The sequence below is a fragment of the Streptomyces sp. NPDC058086 genome (genome assembly GCF_042885015.1).
Taxonomy (GTDB): Bacteria; Actinomycetota; Actinomycetes; order Streptomycetales; family Streptomycetaceae; genus Streptomyces.
Map to the genome: position 1 here is coordinate 63213 of NZ_JBHVST010000055.1, position 14619 is coordinate 77831.

Consider the following 14619-nt stretch of genomic DNA (forward strand, 5'->3'; position numbering starts at 1 on the left):
TGCCCCCGCCGTATGCGGCGGGGGCACCGGTGCGTCGGGTCAGGGTCCGGCCAGGCGGGCGAGTTCGGTGCCGGCGAGGAGGAAGGCGCCCACGCCGAAGTTCGCGGTGCTGTCGTAGGTGACGGGCTGGCTGGATTCCGGGCGGTCGCCGACGTTCTGGACGTAGCCGAGGAAGCCGTCGGGGTGTACGGCCGTGGTGACGAGGCCGTTCCAGGCGCGGGCCACGACCGGGAGGTGGGTGCGCCGGTCGACGAGGCCGGCCCGGATCGCGTAGGAGGCGCCGTAGAGGAAGAAGGAGGTGCCGCTGGTCTCGGGGCCGGGCAGATGGGTGGCGTCGGCGAGGTTGACGTTCCAGAAGCCGTCGGTGCGCTGGATCCCGGCGACGGCCGTCACCAGGCGTACAAGGGTGTCGCGGTACTCACCGGTGTGCCGCTCGCCGGGCGGCAGCGCCTTGAGCGTCTTGGCATGTCCGCCCGCCACCCAGCCGTTGCCGCGCGACCAGACCACCGGCTTGCCCGCGGGCGAGAGGATCCCGCCGGGGATCCCGGGGAGGAATCGCTTGTCGCGGTACCAGAGCCCCGTGTCGGCGTCGTACAGCCCGGGTCCGCCCTCCGCACGCTTGGTGTGGTCGTAGAGGGCGTACAGCTTCTGCCAGTACTGCGGGTCGCCGCGCAGCACTCCGATCCTGGCGAACGGAGGCATCGCCATGTGCAGGGCGTCGTCCCACCACCAGTCGTCGTTCTTGTCCGGCTGGTCGGTGTAGACCATGCGGTGGAGCGACTCCTCGATGGCGGAGATCTTGCTCTCCTCCGGCTCGATCTCGTACAGGTCGAGGTAGGCCTGCCCGGCGTTGTGGTTGTCGGCATGGCGCGTGGTGACCCCGCCGTTGAGGCCGTACGCGTGCTTCTCGGCCCAGTTCTTTGCGTAGGCCAGATAGCGCGGGCTGCCGGTCAGGCGCTGGAGGGCGAGCAGTCCGCTGAAGAAGGTGGCGTTGGCCCAGCCGTTGTCGCCGGGGTCCGTGTGCGCGCCGATCCACTGGTCGGCCACGCGCCGCAGGACGGCGACGACCGCGCCTCGGGAGGGCATCGGCGCGGCGGGCGGAGCGGCTTGCGCGGTTTCCGTGAGGGCGGGCTGGAGCGAGGCGGCGGCCGCGAGGGCGGTTCCACCGGTCAGCAGGCGTCGTCTACGCATATGAACAACTCCTACGGATGGGGACTCCCATCCTCAACACCCGTCTCAGCCGGTGTCCATGGCCCGTCGTCAACTTGTCGCGATTCAGACCAGGTTCATATTCTGATGCGATCTTCATGGGGCAGAACGCCGGCCGTATGCTTTCCCGCTCACACCGGGCCGTGCCGCCCACCGGGCGCCCGGCCTCACGTTCCACGCCCGCCGAACTACGGCGTGTGGTCATCCATGCCCTGGTCAGCACGGTCCGTGAGCTATGTTGAGTTCTCGTGGGACACGAAGGAGGCACATCGGTGCCATCGCCGCAGCAGGCACGCGCTCAGGCGTCTGCGATCACCTCGGGGAAGACGGCTCCGGAGGTGGGCGCGGCACCCACGTCCCAGCTCAGGGAGTTGTTCGACGGCCCCCGGCTCTCGCCCGGACAGCGCCGTATCGCCCAGTACCTGATCGAGCACATCACCGAGGCGGCGTTCCTGTCGATCACCGATCTCGCGGAGCGCGTCGGGGTCAGCCAGCCGTCGGTGACCCGTTTCGCCGCGGCGGTCGGCTTCAGCGGCTACCCCGCGCTGCGGGAGAAACTGCAGGCCATCGCGCTCAGCACACTCTCCAGCACCCCGGGCGCGCCCGCGGAGGACCACGGCAACGAGCTGCAGCAGGCGGTGGACGCCGAGATCGAGAACCTGGAGAACCTGCGCCGCGACTTCGCCGATCCGGACCAGGTGATCACCATCGGCCGCGCGCTGTCGCGGTCGACCCCGCTCACCGTTCTCGGCCTGCGCATCTCGGTGTCGCTGGCCGAGTACTTCGCGTACGCCGCCCGTCGCATCCACCCCGATGTGCGGCTGGTGACGCGCGGCGGGAGCGTCGCCTACGACGCGCTGCTCCAGTCGCGCGAGGCGGGCGGCACCTGGCTGCTCGCCTTCGGAATGCCCCGGCACGCCCAGGAGACGCTGACCGCGGTGCGGGTCGCGCGCAGCGCGGGGCTGAAGGTCGCCCTGATCACCGATCTGGCGCTCGGACCGCTCGCGGACGAGGCCGACGCCACCTTCACCGTAGGTACCGGGGCCCGCCTCGTCTTCGACTCCTACGCCGCGCCCGTGATGATGTCGGCGGCCCTCCTCCAGGCCATGTCCGACGCCGATCCGGAGCGGACGCAGGCCCGGCTGGAGGAGTACGAGCAGATCGCGGAGCAGCACCAGTTCTTCCTGAAGGACTGACCCCGCACGGTTCCCCCCTCCCCCGTACACCCCGTACGCCCCCTGCCATCACGGCATCACGGGATCATTCGCCCATATCGCGGATGAATTTTTTCATGTCCTTGCGCATCCGGCGGTATATATAAATACTGCTCGCGGATGCGACCAGGAGGCCTCCGGGTCACGTCCTACGGCCATCCGGGGCCGTCCGCTCCTACCCGCATGGGGCCCCGGATGTTCGGACGGGCCCCGCGTGAGTGGGCGCCCGTGGTGGCGGCCCCGGCCATCCCCTAGACCGGGGCCGCCCCATAACCCGCTGACCCTTGCCGCCGACGTAACCCGGAAGCGATGAACATGGCCCTGACTACGTACTCACCGATCACCTCGGACTGGCCGTGCCAGGTCAAGACCCCCGGCAGCTTCGACTGGGAGCGCTCCGCGACCAAGTGGCTGCGCGATCTGGTGCCGTCCCGCTACGCGAGCTACCCGGTGCTCATGAAGCACCCCGTGCTGCTCGCCCGTCACGCCCAGATCCAGGTGCAGCACGAGATCCGGGTCGCCCGGACCGCCCTGCAGACCGCCCGGGCCGAACTCCCCGCTCTCGGCCTGCACGAATCGGTCATCGAGCACACCATCAAGATGTACGCCGCCGAAGTGCTGCAGCTCAACCACATCGCCCGCAGCGTGCGAGCGGTCACCCAGGCGCTCGTCGACCACCATCCCGCGCGAAACTGAGGTCCCGGGTCCAGGTGGTGGTCCCGGCGGGATCATCACCGGGAGACGTCGTGGACACCCAGAGGCAGAGGACCGAACAGACCGCTGAAGCGGCGGAGAAGGCCGCGGGCGCGCGGGCGCTGGACGTGCGGTGGATCCACGGATCGCCGTCGGCCAAGCACAACACCGATCCCGACATCCAGGTCCACGCCCACGACGCGCACACGGTGATCCTGCGGCAGAACATGGCCGTCGACTACGAGGCGCCGTTCCTTTTCCTGCTGTTCGGCGAGGCACGGGCCGTGCTGATCGACACCGGTGCCACCGCCTCGGCCGCCCACTTCCCGCTGCGGCGGGTGGTGGACGAGCTGATGGAGACCTGGCTGACCGCCCGTCCCCGGGAGGGTTACGAGCTGTTGGTGCTGCACACCCACCCCCACGGCGACCACGTCGCGGGGGACGGACAGTTCGCCGGCCGTCCCGGCACCACGGTCGTGGACGCGGCTCTCGACACCGCCTGGCCGTTCTTCGGCTTCGACGGCGCCCCCGAGGGCGTCGCCCGTGTCGATCTCGGGGGCCGGGTCCTGGAGTGCCTGGCCACGCCGGGCCACCACGCGGCCGCGGTGACGTTCTTCGACCCCTGGACCGGCTTCCTCCTCACCGGTGACACGGTCTATCCCGGCCGTCTGTACATCGACGACTGGGCCGCGTTCACCCGCACTGTCGACCGCCTGGTCGACTTCTGTGCCGAACGGCCGGTCACCCATGTGCTCGGCTGCCACATCGAGATGACCCGGCAACCAGGCCTGGACTATCCCGTCCGCACCACCTACCAGCCCGACGAGCCGCCCCTGCAGATGACGACGGACCAGTTGCGCGACATCCGCGCGGCGATAGAGACCGTCGGCGACCGCCCCGGACGGCACGTCTTCGACGACTTCGTTCTCTGCCGCCGTGACGTCCCCGCGGGCGGGTGAGAGGCGTACGGCCGGATTGTCAGGGGCGCGCAGTACGGTCCTGTCATGGCAGCCAGCATCGATCTGACCCTTGATTGCGCGGACGCGAAACTCCTCGCAGAGTTCTGGAAGACGGCACTGGGGTACATCGACGAGCCTCCGCCCGCTCCCTTCACCACCCGCGAGGAGTGGCTCGCGCAGTTCGACCTTCCGGAGGACGACTCCGCGGACGACGGCGCGTGGCTCTGCGATCCCGACGGCGTCGGCCCCCGGTTGTCCATCCTCAAGGTTCCCGAGCCGAAGACGGCGAAGAACCGCCTTCACATCGACGTCCGCGTGCCGGGACACGGCGGTCCGGAAGAGCGGTGGGCGCGGATCAGAGCGGAGTCCGAGCGGCTCGTGAAGGCGGGCGGCTCCGTCCTGGAGGAGTTCGACGGGCACCACGTGGTGATGGCCGACCCGGAGGGCAACGAGTTCTGCGTCGCCGCAGGCTCGGCCTGAATCGGCCGGTGGTTCGGGGGCGATACGAACCGGGCGAGCGGGAACACGAAGGGGAGGAACTGCCCTACGAGAGCTCTGGACGGAACTCATGGACTCCACGACATGGACGGTGGTCCTCATCGTCGCGATCCTGGGTGCCACCGCGCTCGGGGTGGCGATCGCGGTCCTGGTGCGGCTCGTGCGCACCCGCCGCGACCTCAGGCGCGCGGGGCTTCCGACGGGGTCCCGCTGGGTCTTCTGGGGTGCCGTCGCCTATCTCCTGCTGCCCACCGACCTGCTCCCCGACCCGATCTACCTGGACGACATCGGCGTACTTCTGCTCGCGCTGCGGTCGTTGCGCCCGCCCGAGGCGATCGACGCACGCGGTGCCGAGGAGCGCGGGAACCCTCGGGAGCGAACAGGACGTTGACGGGGTGAGCGGGCGGGAAGCGGGAGCGGGTGCGGGTGCGGGTGCGCCCGTGTCGGTGGTCCGCGAGGACCACCACTTCGACGGGCGGCACCATGACCGAGCTGGTTCCCGGGGGCAACGTGCCCCTGCCTGGCGGCACCCTGACGATCCGGGTGCCGGGTCCCTTCGACGTGTCCGCGCTCATCACCGACGACAGCGGCAAGGTGCGCGGCGACGCCGACTTCGTGTTCTACAACCAGCCGACGGTGCCGGGCGCCCGGCTCGCCGGGGAGCACCTCACCATCGACCCGCCGCGCCTGCGGTCCGGCGCGAGCCGCGTCACCGTGGTCGTCAGTCCGGCCGATCCCGGAACGCCGCTGGGCCGGCTGCCCACTCCCACCCTGCACGTCAGCGGTCCGGGCGGCCACACCTTCGCCCGGTTCACACCACCGCGCCCACAGCGGGAGACCGTGCTGCTGCTCGCCGAGATCTACCGACGCGGCACGGGGTGGAGGCTGCGCGCACTGGGCCAGGGGTACGCGGACGGACTGGCCGGCATCGCGCGGGACTTCGGGGTCGAGGTCGCCGAGGACGCCACCGGGGACGACCCGACACCGGTGGCGGCTCCCGACCCGGACGGCTTCCTCGACCTGGTCAACTCCGTGCGCCGCGCGGCCGGTTCTCCACCCGTCTCCCTCGACGCGCGGCTCGCGACCGCGGCCCGGGCCCACGCCTCCGACATGGCGTCACGCGGACTCCTCAGCTCCGAGAGCGCCCACGGGATCTCCGTCTACCAGCGCATCACGTCCGCCGGATACACGTATCTGACCGTCGGCGAGCACCTCGTCTCCGGCCCGCGCACCCCGGGCGAGTTCGTGGAGTACTGCCTCACCACCGAGCAGTCCCGCGACACGCTGTACAACCCGGCGTACAGCCAGGCGGGACTGGCGTACGTCCCCGACCGGCGCTCCGGCGACATGTACTGGACGGCGCTGTGGGCCCGGCCCTTCAGCCGCGGAGGCCTGCGGCAGACGGCGGGTGAGGTGGTCGCGCTGACCAATGCCGAGCGAGCCGCGGACGGCCTGTCGCCGCTCGCCGTCGACACCCTGCTCACCGACGCGGCCCAGGCCCACAGCGCCGACATGGTGGCCCGCGCCTTCTACTCCCACACCTCCCCCGACGGCCGCCAACCATGGGACCGAGCCGCCGCCGCGGGCTCCGAACGCCGCACCATCGGGGAGAACATCGCCTGCGGCCAGCGCTCCCCCGCCGAGGTCGTCCGCGGCTGGATGAACAGCCCGGGCCACCGCGCCAACATCCTCAAGCCCGACTTCACCCACATAGGCATCGGCCTCGCGGGCGGCGGCACCGCGGGCACGTACTGGACGCAGCTTTTCGGCCGCTGAAGGATCTTTTCCGCTTTCCTTCGCGTGACATGCAACCCATCTGCTCTTCCTGCGCGTACAGATGGTGCCGACGTTCGCATCCGCGGCGCGGTACACAGAGGGAACTCGGAGAAGAATCAGATGGTCTCAGCAATGGTGGGCAGAGGTACGGCGCTGGGCGCGGCGCTGTTGGCCCTCCTCGCAGTCCCCGCACAGGCCGGCACCGCAGCGGCCGCGGATCTGCCGGTACCCGACGACGCCGGACTGCAGGCGGTGCTGCACACGGCCCTGTCCCAGGGAGCCCCCGGCGCGATGGTGCGGGTCGACGACAACGGCACGGTCCACCAGCTGTCGGAGGGAGTCGCCGACCGGGCCACCGGGCGTGCGATCACCACGACCGACCGGTTCCGCGTCGGCAGTGTCACCAAGAGCTTCTCCGCCGTGGTCCTGCTGCAACTGGTGGACGAGGGCAGGCTCGACCTGGACGCTTCGGTGAACACCTATCTGCCCGGGCTGCTGCCCGACAACCGGATCACCGTGCGCGAGGTGATGAGCCACCGCAGTGGGCTGTACGACTACACCAACGACATGTTCGCGCAGACGGTCCCGGGCTTCGAGTCCGTCCGCAACAAGGTCTTCAGCTACCAGGACCTGGTCGCCCTGTCTCTGAAGCACACGGTCACCAACGCCCCGGGCGCGGCCTATTCGTACTCCAACACGAACTTCGTCGTCGCGGGCATGCTCATCGAGAAGCTCACCGGCCACCCCGTGGCCACGGAGTACCAGAACCGCATCTTCACGCCGCTGAACCTGACCGACACCTTCTATGTGCACCCCGACACCGCCATCCCGGGCACGCACGCCAACGGCTACCTCACGCCGGACGAGGCCGGTGGAGCCCTGGTCGACTCCACCGAGCAGACGGTGTCCTGGGCGCAGAGCGCGGGCGCGATCATCTCCAGCACCGAGGACCTGGACACGTTCTTCTCCGCGCTGATGAGCGGGCAGCTCATGTCCGCCGCACAGCTCGCGCAGATGCAGCAGTGGACGACGGTCAACAGCACCCAGGGATACGGCCTCGGCCTGCGCCGCCGTGACCTGTCCTGCGGTATCTCGGTGTACGGGCACACAGGCACCGTGCAGGGCTACTACACGTACGCCTTCGCCTCGAAGGACGGCAAGCGCAGCGTCACCGCCCTCGCCAACACCTCGAACAACGCGAACGTGCTGAATACGATGGCCCGCACGCTGGAGTCCGCGTTCTGCGGCAAGCCGACGACCGCGAAGCTGCGCAGCGCGACCTCCTCGGCGACCACCATGGAGCGCTACGAGGACATCGCGCCGGGCATCGCCCGCGACTGACGCGCGAAAGTGCGGCCGGACCCGCCCGTCCGGCCGCACCCCTCCGCCGGGGCGCGGATCTGCCCCTCGGCCAGGCTCATGACTTCTTCAGATCGGACCGGTAGATCCGGTACAGGGCACTGCCGTCGTCGCATCGCCGCGGGGGCTCACTGCACTTCTGGCAGGCGAGCAGGTGGTCGCAGTACGCCCGGTAGCTGTGGGGGGCGAGGGTAGGGCGTTGCTGCGACATGACGTTCTCCCCGTGGACGGCGGCTGCGGCGCCCGCTATTGACCAATATTCAACAGCTTGACGAGCATAGGCGGAATGACCGGTCCCAGACCCCAGCTCGCCGGAGCCTGGCCGAATCCCACTCTCGCACCCTGATACTGGTCGCATGGGATTCGCCGTCTTCATGACCCTGCCGGGACTGGTCATCCTGCTGACCCTAGCGGCCTTCGCGGACCAGCTGCTGCTGCGCGCCGGACGCGCCGGTCTTCTGCCGTGGCGGAACGGGGTGCGGCAGGGGCAGATATCCGCGACCGGCTTCGAACAGTTGCACGCGAGTCTCTCGCCGGGCAAGCAGAACGAGCTCAAGGAGCGGCAGTCGGCCCTGGTGCTGCGGGACGACGAGGAGGACGGGGCACCCCCGCACCGTACGACGATCGATCTGGAGGGCGGGACGGCGGTCGTCCGCAGGCCCCGCTCATGACCTTCGACGACCTCGTGGAGCGGGCCGCGGCGCTGGTGCGCCCCGGCCGGCGCGCGATTCTCGGGATCGCGGGAAGCCCCGGCGCGGGCAAGACGACGCTGGCCGAGCGCCTGGTCCGGGAGCTGAACGGCGACGCGCCCGGCCGGGTCGCGCATGTGCCGATGGACGGGTTCCATCTCGCGGACGTCGAGCTCGACCGGCTGGGCCTCCGGGACCGCAAGGGCGCTCCCGACACCTTCGACGCGGCGGGCTACGCGGCGCTGTTGGGCAGGCTGCGCGACGAGGTGGAGGACGACATCGTCTACGCGCCCGGCTTCGAACGGACGTTGGAGCAGCCGATCGCGGGCGCCGTCCCGGTCTTCCGCAGCGCCCGTCTGATCATCACCGAGGGCAACTACCTCCTGCTGGGGGACGGGGCGTGGGCGCGCGTACGGTCGCGGCTGGACGAGGTGTGGTTCTGCGAGCTCGACGAGGCAGAGCGCGTACGTCGGCTCGTCGCCCGCCACGAGGAGTTCGGCAAGGACCACGACACGGCGATGGCCTGGGTGCTCGGCACGGACCAGCGCAACGCCGGTCTGGTTGCCGCGACACGGGACCGTGCCGACCTGGTCGTCGGCACGGAGGTCACCGCCGACGCAGTTCCAGCGCGGGTTCCCCTCGGGCATCACCCGCGGGACTCCCGATCAGTGCGGTGAACGCCTCGGTACGGATGGTCAGGCCCGCCGGTCCGTGTTCGAAAGCAGGGGCGAAGGGGCCCGGAGGACCGTAGCGCACGGCGAAGACGTGCAGATCCTCCGGAGCGCCGGGGGCCGGTCCGGCTTCGAGTGCCGTGGAGGCGACGAGGTGGCGCCAGCCCTCGTCCGGGTTGCCATAGCCGCGCGGATCCGCGGCCAGGGCGAACGCCGCCTGCTCCTGGGTCGTCTCGGAGCGGGCGTCGAAGTGGTCCACGCCGTCCGCTCGTGGATGTGTCAGCCTGAGCGGGCCGGCGGAGGTCACGGCGGCCTCGGCGGTCCTGCGCACCCGCTCCCCGTCGTCGGTGGCGTACGGCAGCCCGGCGAGCAGGTACGGCGTGCCGTCGAGGCGTTCGACGGCGACCGTGGTCCACAGGCTCGCGCCGTCGGTGACGTACAGCGACCGGACGTGGCGCAGGACATGGTCGCGGCCGACGACCGGCTTGGTGACGAGCTTGGCGCTCAGGCCGTCGCTCTTGAGGTCGCGCACCCGTACCTCGCCCATGGGACGGCTGAGCAGGAAGCCGTCGACGACCGGGCCGAAGCCGTGCTGGCGGTTGACCGCGGCGGGCAGGTAGTACGTGCCCGCCGCCTCGACCAGCGAAGGGGTCATCCGCTGGTCGAAGGCCACCGAGACCGTGCCCGCGCGCAGCTGATGCCGTGCGGGGTTCTTCGACGGCGTGCGGTGCCAGCGCGTGGCGTCCTGGATCTGCCAGACCAGCATGAACGCGAAGTGGCCGTCGACCGCACCGTCCGGCCCGACCGCGTGCCGGCCCCAGCGGGTGTCGCCCCGGTAGCGGCCGAGGTCGGCGCCGACCCGCCGGCCGAAGTGGCGCAGGCCGAGCACGGCCTCGAAGCCGGAGTGCTGTTCGCTGTAGCGCGGTCCGCCGATGTCGAAGCCGCCCGCGGTCAGACGTGCGTCGAGATAGCGGGCGAGCGCGTCCCCGTCCTCGGCGAAGACCGGGTCCCCGCTGACCTTGTGGGCCTGGGCGAGGAAGGAGAGGGAGATCGGCCCGTAGTTGTTGTCGTAGGCGCCGCCGTGCTCGGGCGGCAGCAGGGCGCCCCGGTCGAGGACGCGGTGGGCGCGGATCCTGTCGGTGTACAGGGCAAGCGCCCGCTCGCGGACCGGCTCCGCCTCCTCGGGCGGGAGATGCCGTGCCAGCATCAGCCCGCCGACCACGCACCCGATCGCCTGGTTGCCGGCCTCCTGCGGGTTGAAGAAGGTGGTTTCGGTCAGCCAGCGCCAGTAGCCACGGCCCGCCTCGGTCAGCGCGGTGCGCTGTTCGTCGTCGACCAGGCCGTCCGCGAAGTCGAGGACGTTGACGGCCTGGAGCAGCGCCCACACCGTGCTGGGCCAGTCCCCGATCGGGTGCGCGCCCGGCGCCAGGACGTAACGGGCGTACGGGAGGCCCGAGTCGCGGACCGTCAGGTTCGGGTAGCCGGGGTTGTCCTCGGTGTAGACCCGCTCGCGCAGATGGAAGGCGAGGCTGCGATGCACCGCCTCCGGCAGCCGCGGGTCCTGGCCGCGCTGCCAGGCGAGGGCCAGCAGCGAGGTGATGCCGAGGGAGGTGTCGCCGATGTCGTCCACACAGTCGGGGTGTTCGAGATTGCCCTCGGGCGTGAGGCGGGCCAGGGCCTGCTCCACAACGTCGGCGAGGACCGCGTCATACGCCTCGGGCGTGTCCGGCAGGTCGTGCAGCGGGCCGAGCTGGCGGAGGAGGTGCACGGGTGGATCAGCCCTTCATGCCGGAGGTGGCCATGGCGTGGTTTGTCGGGTCAGACGACAGGCGAGGGACGGCGGGCGCGCAGTGCGACGGTCAGTGTGTGAGGGCCGTGCCCACCGATGTAGACGCGGGGCCCGGTCGTCGCGTCGGTGCCGCCCACCACGGTGTGGTCCTGACCCGGGTCGTACCGTAGTACGTCGCCCCGGTCCGGCCCGGCGAGCGGTTCGCCTGCCTCGACGTGGGCCTCGACCCGGATCTCGTCGTCACCGACCTGGTAGGTCATCGGCCCGGTCGTCAAGCACCAGTGTCCGTCGCCGATCGGTACGGCGCCCGCTGGCACACCGCCCGGCCGGAAGGTCAGTTCGAGGGCCCAGGGCACCCGTGGTCCGCTGATGTCGATCCGCAGGTCGGCACCGTCTTCCCGCAGATCCGCTTCGACGCGGGTCGTGTGGGAGACCTCGTCCCGGGGCCGGTCCGGGAAGGCCATCGCGGCCGAGAAGCGTCCCTCGTCCGCCATGAGGTAGGCGCCGTCGTCCCGTCGCCGGTCTGGCGGGAGCGGCTGGTAGTAGGCGGCCGTGAGGGTTTCGGTGAGCCGGTACCGGTTGTCGGCGAGCTGTTGCATGCCGGCGGCGCGGAACGGGCCCAGGTCGAAGAATCCCCGTGAGAGGCGGACCGCGTCGAGGACGGCGTCGCCGGCGAACAGGCGCAGGAAGGTCGGATTGCAGGCGAGGCCCGAGCGGATGCGCCGGTGCTCGGGCACGTCCGAGCCGCCGTACAGGGCGCTGTGCGTGGTGGCGGAGGCACGTGAGGCAAGGCGCGCTGTGGTGATGTACCGGTGGCGGGGAAGGGGTTCCGGCGCCGGTGCCGGGAGCGCGCGGCACAGGTCGGGGGTGAGGAGGGTCTCGGCGAGCAGGTCGGGGTCGTCGATGCCGCCGGCGGCCGCCAGCCGCGCCGCCCGGCTGAAGTCGCGTCGGCCGGTGCGGATCGCGAGCAGCCGGTAGTGCGGCAGGTAGGGCGCCAGCGGGAACGGGTGGTTCTGGTCCTGCCGCCGCGAGTGGACGGTCTCCACCGTGCCGTCCGGTCTGATGAGGTCCAGGGTCACGGTGAGGTTGCGTTCGACGGCGTCCCACAGGTCGGTGCGGCCGAGGACGTCGGCCAGGAGCAGCAGCGACGGGTTGGACACGTGGGCCGCGTAGACGGCGCTCCGCTCCGAGTACAGGCCCTCCGCGTCGATGTCGACGCCCTCGGCGAGCCAGGCGTCGATGCGGTCGAGCAGTCGGCTGTCCGGGAACGACCGGTGCAGCCGGGCCAGCGCCGCGCTCAGCTCCCAGCGGTGGTTCGGGGTGTGCACCCCACCGGTCAGGAGACTGCCGGAGGCGGCCCCGGCGATCTCGGCGAGCGCGGCAGCGGCGTCGCCCAGTTCTGGCCCCCCGCCCGCGGCGAGGACGTGCGCGTCGCACACGTCGTTGACGGTGAACGCGGAGTCCGGGGGTGACTGCACGTTGTCGCCGTCGGCGAAGAGGCCGGTGGTGGTCTGCGCGGCCCGGAGGGCGCCGAGGTGGGCCATCGTGGCGGCGACGACCCGCCTGCTGCCGTGCAGTGCCGAGTCCGTGGAACGGTACGCCGCGACCAGGGTCTTCACCCGGCGTGCCAGAGCGCGGTGGGTCACACCGGCGGGTTCCTCGTCGGGGCCGGCCGCCAGCGGGGCGGCCAGCCGGTCGGCGGCACCGGCCACCGCGCGGACGAACTCGTGGTCGAGCGGGGTGGGCACGGTCAGTCCTTCAGGCCGGCATTGATGTCGGCTCCCATGACGTAGCGCTGGAAGACCAGGAAGATGACGATCAGAGGGATCATGGAGATGACCGATGCGCCGAGCAGGACCGACCAGTTGATGTTCTGCGCGCCGACGATGCTCTGGATGCCGATCTGCACGGTGAACTTGTTGGGGTCGTTCAGCATCAGAAGCGGCCAGATGTAGTCGTTCCACCGCCACTGGAAGGACAGGATGGCGAGGGTCAGCATGATGGGCCGGGAGAGCGGCACCATGATCCGCAGGAAGATCGACAGTTCACGGGCGCCGTCGATGCGTGCGGCTTCCACGAGTTCGTCAGGAACCGTCAGGAAGAACTGACGGAACATGAAGCATCCGGTCGCGGTGAGCACGGCCGGAAGGATGATGCCGGCGAACGAGTTGTAGAGGCCGAGATTGCGGACCACCAGGAACTCGGGGGCGAGCATGACCTCGCCCGGCAGCATCGTGGTGGCCAGGATGCAGATGAAGAACGCCTTGAGCCATTTGTTGTCGTACTTGGCCAGCGCGTACCCGGTGCAGCAGCTGACGCCCACCGTGAGGATCGTCGTGATCACACACACGATGGTCGTGTTGATGAAGTACTGGGAGAAGTTGGCACTGCGCCAAGCCTCGAAGTAACCCGACAGAGTGGGGTTGTGCGGAACCAGCGTCAGCGGATAGGAGAACAGGTCCCCGGCCGGCTTGAGGGAGCTGAGGATGAACCACAGCACCGGCAACCCGTAGAGGCACGCCAGGATCCACAGCAATGTCGTCGCGGGTACCGCCCGCCGGAGCCCACCGCTGCTCGCACCGCGGGGCCGCTTTTTGGAGACGGACCGTCCGGGACCGGCGTCGACCTTGCGTGGCATGTCTGTGGTTGTCATCGGTTCTCCACCCGCCGGTTGACGACCAGCTGGATGATCGCGACGGCCATCAGGATGAGCATGAGCACGAACGACGCGGCGCTCGCGTAGCCGATCTGGCCCCGTTGGAAGCCGGTCTGATAGATGTACTGGACAAGCAGGTTGTTCGACGTTCCGGGTCCGCCGTTGTTGAGGGAGACGAACAGCGGGTATTCCTTCATCGCGTTGATCGTGTTGAGCAGGATCACGATGAACGAGGTGGGCGCGATGCTCGGCAGCGTGATGCTGATGAACTGGCGCCATGGACCGGCGCCGTCGAGCGAGGCCGCCTCGTAGTACGACACCGGTACGTTCTTGATCGCCGCGATGAACAGCAGCATCGAAAAGCCCGTCCAGGCCCAGGACGCCGCCACCACTACCACCACCAGCGACAGGTCCGCGTTCGACTGCCACGGAACGGCGGACCCGCCGAACTTCTCGATGACGTAGTTGACCAGTCCGAAGTTCTCACCGAACAGCCACCGCCACAGGACACCCACGACGATGGGCGACAGCAGCCACGGAATGAAGAAGATGACACGGGCGACGGACGCGCCCTTGGCGCGCTTGTTCACCAGCAGGTTGGCGGCGAGCAGCGACAGCGCGAAGTTCAGCGGAACGAAGAGGACGGTGTACAGCAGCGTCCGGGTCAGCGCGTCGTAGAAGGCGGAATCCCCGAACAGGTTGTGGTAGTTGTCCAGTCCGATGAACTGGAACGCCCCCACACCGGTGTAGTTCGTGAAGGAGTAGACGAGCCCGATCACCGCCGGCCACGCGAAGAACAGCGCGAAGAGCACGACGTTGGCCGCGATGAGGGCGAGCGGCGCGAGGGTGTAGGTGCTTCGCCTCCTGGGCGGGCTCACGGACACGTCCGCGGCGCGTTTTGTCATCTTCCTGACTTCCGTGCTGGTGGAATGGATTGCTGTGGGCTCACTTCATGGGCCCGGCATCACGTGAGCGCCCAGGGCCGGGCGGCGGTGTCTCGATCCCGCCGCCCCGCCCGCGGGCCGACGATCCCCCGCCGACCAGCGGGTTGTGGGTGTCTTATAAACAACAGACGCTGCCGCCGAAAGTATAAGTGTAGATCTAGG

The 14619-nt window shown here is 69.9% G+C and carries 15 protein-coding genes; 9 read left to right on the forward strand and 6 right to left on the reverse strand.

Features of this window, described 5'->3' with window-relative positions:
- Positions 1-39: 39 nt before the first annotated feature.
- The gene (locus tag ACFVWD_RS34200) at positions 40-1191 is read right to left on the reverse strand and encodes a glycoside hydrolase family 88 protein (protein WP_389601770.1); all 1152 of its coding nucleotides are present in this window, start codon (positions 1189-1191) and stop codon (positions 40-42) included.
- A 290-nt stretch (positions 1192-1481) separates the two neighbouring features.
- On the opposite strand from ACFVWD_RS34200, the gene ACFVWD_RS34205 reads away from it, so the two are divergent.
- The 7 genes from ACFVWD_RS34205 (at position 1482) to ACFVWD_RS34235 (ending at position 7690) form a co-directional block, all read left to right on the forward strand.
- Positions 1482-2405, forward strand: coding sequence for a MurR/RpiR family transcriptional regulator (locus tag ACFVWD_RS34205; protein WP_389601772.1), 924 nt, complete (start codon positions 1482-1484; stop codon positions 2403-2405).
- A gap of 333 nt (positions 2406-2738) precedes the next feature.
- A complete protein-coding gene (locus ACFVWD_RS34210) occupies positions 2739-3119 on the forward strand; it encodes a hypothetical protein (RefSeq protein WP_101402851.1) in 381 nt (126 codons plus the stop codon).
- Positions 3120-3169: 50 nt separating this feature from the next.
- Positions 3170-4075: an MBL fold metallo-hydrolase gene (locus ACFVWD_RS34215; RefSeq protein WP_389601773.1), complete on the forward strand. Its 906-nt coding sequence runs from the start codon at positions 3170-3172 to the stop codon at positions 4073-4075.
- A 45-nt stretch (positions 4076-4120) separates the two neighbouring features.
- On the forward strand, positions 4121-4555 hold the full coding sequence (locus ACFVWD_RS34220) for a VOC family protein (protein ID WP_389601774.1): 435 nt from the start codon (positions 4121-4123) through the stop codon (positions 4553-4555).
- An 88-nt stretch (positions 4556-4643) separates the two neighbouring features.
- The gene (locus ACFVWD_RS34225; RefSeq protein WP_389601776.1) at positions 4644-4964 is read left to right on the forward strand and encodes a DUF1232 domain-containing protein; all 321 of its coding nucleotides are present in this window, start codon (positions 4644-4646) and stop codon (positions 4962-4964) included.
- Between the two features lie 92 nt (positions 4965-5056).
- Entirely contained in the window at positions 5057-6349 is a 1293-nt protein-coding gene (locus tag ACFVWD_RS34230; protein ID WP_389601777.1) for a CAP domain-containing protein, read from the forward strand.
- A 120-nt stretch (positions 6350-6469) separates the two neighbouring features.
- Positions 6470-7690 carry a serine hydrolase domain-containing protein gene (locus ACFVWD_RS34235; protein WP_389601779.1) on the forward strand — a complete coding sequence of 407 codons (1221 nt, stop codon included), beginning with the start codon at positions 6470-6472 and terminating at the stop codon, positions 7688-7690.
- A gap of 76 nt (positions 7691-7766) precedes the next feature.
- On the opposite strand, the gene ACFVWD_RS34240 is transcribed toward ACFVWD_RS34235, so the two are convergent.
- The gene (locus ACFVWD_RS34240) at positions 7767-7919 is read right to left on the reverse strand and encodes a hypothetical protein (RefSeq protein WP_168499381.1); all 153 of its coding nucleotides are present in this window, start codon (positions 7917-7919) and stop codon (positions 7767-7769) included.
- A gap of 145 nt (positions 7920-8064) precedes the next feature.
- On the opposite strand from ACFVWD_RS34240, the gene ACFVWD_RS34245 reads away from it, so the two are divergent.
- Positions 8065-8379, forward strand: a complete 315-nt coding sequence (locus ACFVWD_RS34245; RefSeq protein WP_168499379.1) for a DUF6191 domain-containing protein — start codon at positions 8065-8067, stop codon at positions 8377-8379.
- Positions 8376-9074, forward strand: a complete 699-nt coding sequence (locus ACFVWD_RS34250) for a nucleoside/nucleotide kinase family protein (protein ID WP_389601780.1) — start codon at positions 8376-8378, stop codon at positions 9072-9074. The genes ACFVWD_RS34245 and ACFVWD_RS34250 overlap by 4 nt, the downstream gene beginning before the upstream one ends.
- Here ACFVWD_RS34250 and ACFVWD_RS34255 read toward each other — a convergent pair.
- Genes ACFVWD_RS34255 through ACFVWD_RS34270 form a run of 4 tightly spaced genes read right to left on the reverse strand, consistent with a single transcriptional unit; the run spans position 9004 to position 14418 of the window.
- Complete coding sequence (locus ACFVWD_RS34255; RefSeq protein ID WP_389601782.1) at positions 9004-10836, reverse strand: hypothetical protein; 1833 nt, start codon at positions 10834-10836, stop codon at positions 9004-9006. The genes ACFVWD_RS34250 and ACFVWD_RS34255 overlap by 71 nt on opposite strands.
- Before the next feature lie 50 nt (positions 10837-10886).
- Entirely contained in the window at positions 10887-12605 is a 1719-nt protein-coding gene (locus ACFVWD_RS34260) for a hypothetical protein (protein ID WP_389601784.1), read from the reverse strand.
- A gap of 2 nt (positions 12606-12607) precedes the next feature.
- The gene (locus tag ACFVWD_RS34265; protein ID WP_389601786.1) at positions 12608-13510 is read right to left on the reverse strand and encodes a carbohydrate ABC transporter permease; all 903 of its coding nucleotides are present in this window, start codon (positions 13508-13510) and stop codon (positions 12608-12610) included.
- Complete coding sequence (locus tag ACFVWD_RS34270; RefSeq protein ID WP_389601787.1) at positions 13507-14418, reverse strand: carbohydrate ABC transporter permease; 912 nt, start codon at positions 14416-14418, stop codon at positions 13507-13509. Before ACFVWD_RS34270 ends, ACFVWD_RS34265 begins: the two co-directional genes overlap by 4 nt.
- Positions 14419-14619: the final 201 nt, after the last annotated feature.